This window comes from Kitasatospora sp. NPDC002522, assembly GCF_053595195.1.
Genome location: NZ_JBSFXE010000091.1, coordinates 1 through 5,860 on the forward strand (window position 1 = coordinate 1; position 5,860 = coordinate 5,860).

6 protein-coding genes are annotated in these 5,860 nt (G+C 68.4%); all 6 read right to left on the reverse strand.

Annotated elements, in window-relative coordinates:
* On the reverse strand, positions 1–419 hold a 419-nt coding region (locus ACWD4U_RS34420), incomplete at its 3' end, for an ATP-binding cassette domain-containing protein (RefSeq protein WP_363462185.1).
* Positions 409–1,461 (reverse strand): ABC transporter ATP-binding protein, encoded by a 1,053-nt coding sequence (locus tag ACWD4U_RS34425; protein ID WP_363462183.1) that lies wholly within the window; start codon positions 1,459–1,461, stop codon positions 409–411. The genes ACWD4U_RS34425 and ACWD4U_RS34420, both read right to left, overlap by 11 nt.
* 16 nt (positions 1,462–1,477) lie before the next feature.
* Positions 1,478–2,491, reverse strand: coding sequence for an ABC transporter permease (locus ACWD4U_RS34430; protein WP_363462181.1), 1,014 nt, complete (start codon positions 2,489–2,491; stop codon positions 1,478–1,480).
* Entirely contained in the window at positions 2,484–3,410 is a 927-nt protein-coding gene (locus tag ACWD4U_RS34435; protein WP_363462179.1) for an ABC transporter permease, read from the reverse strand. The genes ACWD4U_RS34430 and ACWD4U_RS34435 overlap by 8 nt, the downstream gene beginning before the upstream one ends.
* Before the next feature lie 82 nt (positions 3,411–3,492).
* Positions 3,493–5,112 carry a peptide ABC transporter substrate-binding protein gene (locus ACWD4U_RS34440; RefSeq protein ID WP_363462177.1) on the reverse strand — a complete coding sequence of 540 codons (1,620 nt, stop codon included), beginning with the start codon at positions 5,110–5,112 and terminating at the stop codon, positions 3,493–3,495.
* Positions 5,113–5,275: 163 nt separating this feature from the next.
* On the reverse strand, positions 5,276–5,860 hold a 585-nt coding region (locus tag ACWD4U_RS34445), incomplete at its 5' end, for an ABC transporter ATP-binding protein (RefSeq protein ID WP_363462175.1).

Sequence of the window (5,860 nt, forward strand, 5' to 3'; positions counted from 1 at the left end):
ATGTCGCCGACCGTCATCCGCGGGTTCAGCGAGGTGTACGGGTCCTGGAACACCATCTGGATGTTGCGGCGCACCGCCTTCAGCGCGGCGCCGGACAGGTGCGAGATCTCCTCGCCCTTGTACTTCACCGACCCGGCGGTGGCGGGCTCCAGGTTCATCAGCACCTTGGCCAGCGTCGACTTTCCGCAGCCGGACTCGCCGACGATGCCGAGGGTCTCGCCCTGCATCAGGTCGAAGGAGACCCCGTCGACCGCCTTGACCGCGCCCACCTGCTTCTTGAACAGCACGCCCCGGGTGAGCGGGAAGTGCTTGAGCAGGTCGCGGACCTCCAGGATCGGCTCGCCGCGCGGGACGTCCTGGGCGAACGCCACCTCCTCGGGGGTGGGCGCCCCGAGCGGGCTGGCACCGTTAGCCGTCATGGAGGGTCTCCTTCCAGAAGAAGCACGCACTGCCCCGGCCGGCCAGCGGCGTCCCGTCGTCCTCGGTCACCGGCGCCAGCGGCGGCACCTCGTGCCGGCAGATCTCCTGCGCCCGCGGGCAGCGCGGGTTGAACGCGCAGCCGGGCGGGATCCGCAGCAGGTTGGGCGGCAGGCCCTTGATCGCGAAGAGCTCCTGGCCCTTCTGGTCGAGCCGCGGGATGGAGTCCAGCAGGCCCCGGGTGTACGGGTGGGCGGGCCGGGCGTACAGCTCGTGCACCGGCGCGGTCTCCACGATCCGGCCGGCGTACATCACCGCGATCTTGTCCGCGACGTCGGCGACCACGCCGAGGTCGTGGGTGATCAGGATCAGGCCCATGTGGTACTCGCCCTGCAGCTCGGCGAGCAGGTCCATCACCTGGGCCTGGACGGTGACGTCCAGGGCGGTGGTGGGCTCGTCCGCGATGATCAGGTCCGGTTCCAGCGCCAGCGCCATGGCGATCATGATGCGCTGGCGCATACCGCCGGAGAACTGGTGCGGGTAGTCGTTGACGCGCTGCGCGGCGGCCGGGATGCGCACCCGGTCCATCAGCTCGATCGCCTTGGCCTTGGCGTCCTTGCGGTTGGTGTCGCGGTGCGCCCGGTACATCTCGCCGAGCTGGAAGCCGACGGGGAGCACCGGGTTGAGCGAGGAGAGCGCGTCCTGGAAGATCATCGCGATCTTCTGGCCGCGGATCCTCCGGCGCTCCTCCCTGCCCATCTTCAGCATGTCCTGGCCGCGGAACAGGATCTCCCCCTTGGGGATGCTGGCCGGCGGCATGTCCAGGATGCCCATGATGGCCTGCGCGGTCACCGACTTGCCCGAGCCGGACTCGCCCAGCACGGCCAGCGTCTCGCCCGCGCTGACGCTGTAGTTGACGCCGTTGACGGCCCGGGCCACGCCGTCCCGGGTCTTGAACTCGACGTGCAGGTCCTTCACGTCCAGCAGCGGCCCGGTGTAGGGCTCCTCGCGGGCCTGGCGGGCCTGGTCGGCGGCGGTGCTCATGTGTCTCTCCCCTCGCTCAGCGCAGCTTCGGATCGAGGGCGTCGCGCACCGCGTCGCCCATCATGATGAAGGCCAGCACCGTGATGGACAGCGCCGCGGCCGGGAAGAACATGACGTACGGCGCCTGCCGGATCACCTTCTGGGCCGAGGAGATGTCCACGCCCCAGGAGATGGTCGGGTCCTGCAGGCCGATGCCGAGGAAGCTCAGCGTGGCCTCCGCCGTGATGTAGCCGCCGAGCGCGATGGTGGCCACCACGATCACCGGTGCGAGGGCGTTCGGCAGGATGTGACGGAACATCAGCCGCCCGGTCCCGGCGCCCAGCGCCCGCCCGGCCACCACGTAGTCGGACTGCTTGACGGTGATCACCGAGCCGCGCATCACGCGGGCCAGCTGGGTCCAGCCGAGGAAGGCCAGTGCGACCACCACGGTCCAGACGTTGCGGGTGGTGAAGGCGTTCAGCAGCACCAGGGCGCCGAGCAGCAGCGGGATGCCGAAGAAGATGTCGACGATCCGGGAGATCACCGCGTCCATCCAGCCGCCGAAGAATCCCGCCACCATGCCGGCCAGGCCGCCGAGCACGGTGACCAGCAGGGTGACGCAGATGCCGACCGTGATCGAGGCCCGCGCGCCGTACACCACCCGGGCGTAGATCGACCGGCCCTGCCCGTCGTAGCCGAACCAGGCGCCGCCGAAGAAGTCGGTCCAGTCCGGCCGCCGCAGGTAGTTCTGGGTCAGGTTGGCGGCCCGCGGGTCGGTGTCGGTGAACAGCTGAGGGAAGATCGCCACCAGGATCAGGATGAAGAGCAGCACCGCGGAGATCAGGAAGATCGGCCGCCGCCGCAGGTCCCGCCAGGCGTCGCCCCAGAGGCTGCGGGCCTCCTCCCGCTTGACCGGGTTCGGTTCGCTTAAGGTCTCCTGCTCGACCGCCAGTCCCTGCTGGCCGACGTAGTCCAGGTGGTCGCTGTCGGTCGGCGCGATGTTCCGCAGCGGATCGTGGTCGTCGGGGATGTCCCCGTTCCGGTCAGGCATAGCGGATCCTCGGGTCCAGGACGGCGTAGAGCAGGTCGACGACCAGGCTGGCGACCAGGTAGACGATCACCAGCACGGTGACGATGCCGACCACCGTCGGGCCCTCCTTCTGGTTGATCGCCTTGTAGAGGACGTTGCCGACGCCGGCGATGTTGAAGATGCCCTCGGTGACGATCGCGCCGCCCATCAGCGCGCCCAGGTCGGTACCGAGGAAGGTCACCACCGGGATCAGCGAGTTGCGCAGCAGGTGGCGGCTGATGATGGTCCGCCGGGGCAGGCCCTTGGCGACGGCGGTGCGCATGTAGTCGGCCCGCAGGTTCTCGCCGATCGAGGTGCGGGTGAGCCGGGCCACGTACGCCAGTGAGAGCGAGGCCAGCACCAGGCCCGGCAGGATCAGTTGGGTGATGGCGGTGGAGTCCTGCACCGTCGGGGTCACCCAGCCGAGATTGGTGGCGAACACCGTCTGCGCGATGTAGCCGAGCACGAAGACCGGGATCGAGATGACCAGCAGGGTCAGCACCAGCACCCCGGTGTCGGCGAAGCTGGCGCGCTTGAGGCCGGCGATCAGGCCGAGCGGCAGGCCGACCACGATCTCGAAGAAGAACGCGACCAGCGCGAGCCGGATGGTCACCGGGAAGGCGTCCGCCATGATCTCGGAGACCGGGCGGCCGGTGAAGCTGGTGCCGAAGTCCAGGTGGAAGATGTTGTTCATGTAGTGCAGGTACTGCTTCCACAGCGGCTGGTCGAGGTAGTACTTGTGCCGCAGGTTGGCCACGGTCGCCGGGTCGGCCGCCTTGTCGCCGAACATCGCCGCGATCGGGTCGCCCGGCAGGGTGTACACCATCAGGAAGATCAGCAGCGTGGCACCGAAGAACACCGGGATCATCTGGAGCACGCGGCGTAGCACGTAGTGGCCCATGCGAGCCCTCCCTTCGAAGGGGTGACGTAGTGCCGGAGCCCCGCCCTCCGTGCGGGGAGGACGGGGCCGGCGTCGGGTGGGGTCAGCCCTTGACCTCGACCTGCGTCCAGGCCGGGTTGCCGAAGGAGTCGAACATGACGTTCTGCACCTTGGTGGAGAAGCCCGAGTTGGTGCGGTAGTACCAGAGCGGCACCGCCGGGAAGTCGATCGCCAGCTGGGCCTCGGCCTGCTGGTACCCGGTGGCGGTGTCCTGGATCGAGGGGGCCTGGTCGGCCTGGGTGGCCAGCTTGTCGAACTCCGGGCTGGAGTAGCCGGTGTCGTTGGAGGCCGCGCCGGTCCGGTAGACGTCCGCCAGGAAGTTGGCGTTCAGCGGGTAGTCCTGCACCCAGCCGGTGCGGAACATGCCGTCGATCTGGTGGCCGGTGATCGCCGCGCGGGCGGTCTTGAAGTCGGTCTTCGGGTCGCCGACGCAGTTCACGCCGGTGGCCTGCCGGATCGAGTTGCAGACCGCGTCGACCCACTCCTTGTGGCCGCCGTCCGCGTTGTAGGTGATCTTCACCGAGTTGCCGGGGACGCCGCCGCCCTGCTGGATCAGCTGCTTCGCCATGTCCGGGTTGTAGTTGCAGAAGTCGCCGCAGGTGCCCGCCTTGTAGCCCTCGACGCCCTCCGCCACCCAGGCGCTGGCGGGCGCGCGGGAGCCCTGCAGCACGGTCTTGGTGATGGTGTTGCGGTCGATCGCCATCGACAGGCCCTGCCGGACCTTGTTCAGGTTCGCCCCCGACCAGTCCGGCTGGTAGAGCGTGAAGCCGATGTTCTGGATCGCGCCCTGCGGGGAGTCGATCGCCCGGTCGCCGAGGTCGTTCTTGTAGTTCGCCAGCGCCGACGGCGGCACCTGGTCGATCACGTCCAGGTTGTTCGACTGCAGGTCCGCGTAGGCCGCCTCGGCGGTGGTGTACATCTTGAAGATCACACCGCCGTTCTTCGGCTTGTCCACGCCCTGGTAGTTGGCGTAGGTCTTGGTGACCACCTGCGAGTTGTGGTCCCAGCTGACGAACTGGTACGGCCCGTTGCCGATCGGCTTCTGCCCGTAGCCCGCCGGGTCCTGGTAGAAGCCCTCCGGCAGCGGCGAGAAGGCCACGTACCCCAGCTTGTACGGGAAGTACGAGACCTTGTTGGTCAGCTTGATGGTGAAGTGGGTGTCGTCCTGCACGGTCAGGCCGGACATGGTGTCCTTGGCCGGGGCGCCGCTCGCGGGGTGGACGTCCGCGTAGCCCTGGATGTCGCCGAACCAGGAGCTGTTGATCTGGTTGTTCTTGGTGCTCGCCGCCCAGTTCCAGGCGTCCACGAAGCTCTTCGAGGTCACCGGGGTGCCGTCGTGGAAGGTCCAGCCGGTCTTCAGCGTCACGTTGAAGGTCTGCGAGTCGCTGGTGTCGATCGACTGCGCGACCTGCATCCGGAGCTTGCCGTTGCTGGGGTCGTAGTCGGCCAGGCCCTTGAACAGGTTCTGCACGATGCGCCCACCGCCGGTCTCGTTGGCGTTGGCCGGCTGCAGCGGGTTCTGCGGCTCGCTGCTCTGGTAGCTGAAGGTCTTGCTGGCGTCTGACGATCCGCCACCGGAACCACTGCTGCTGCAACCCGTGGCCACCAGGGCCACGGACGTCGCACTGACAATGGCCCAGCGCACGCGGGTGCCTGCAGGCATGGAGCTTCCTCCTCAGGGTGTATGACGCATCTCACCTCATGAGAAGGGCCGCTTTGCGGCGACGCGACCGCAGTACCGCCGGATGAGCGAAGGCCGGAAAGCAAAGATCCGCCCCGGGAGGGAACTCCCCTCCCAGGGCGGATCTCTGGCGGTGCGTCAGCGCCTACGCGGCAGCGACCTCACGCTCGGCCGCGAAGTGGCACGCGGACTCGTGCTTGGCCGCGCCGGCCAGCAGCTCGGGGACGGCCAGCAGCGGCAGCTCGGTCGAGCAGCGCTCCTCGGCCTTCCAGCAACGGGTGCGGAAGCGGCAGCCGGACGGCGGGTTGGCCGGCGAGGGGATGTCACCGGTGAGGATGATCCGCTCGCGGTTCTCGCGGTCCGTCGGGTCCGGCACCGGCACCGCGCTCAGCAGCGCCTGGGTGTAGGGGTGCGTGGCGTGCTCGTAGATCTCCTCGTCCGTGCCGATCTCGACCATCTTGCCGAGGTACATCACGCCGACCCGGTCGGAGATGTGACGCACGATCGACAGGTCGTGGGCGATAAACATGTAGGAGAGCTCGAACTCCTGCTGCAGCTGCTCCAGCAGGTTGATCACCTGGGCCTGCACCGAGACGTCCAGGGCGGAGACCGGCTCGTCGCAGATGATGATCTCCGGCTTGAGCGCGAGGCCGCGGGCGATGCCGATGCGCTGGCGCTGGCCGCCGGAGAACTGGTGCGGGTACCGGTTGATGTACTCGGGGTTCAGGCC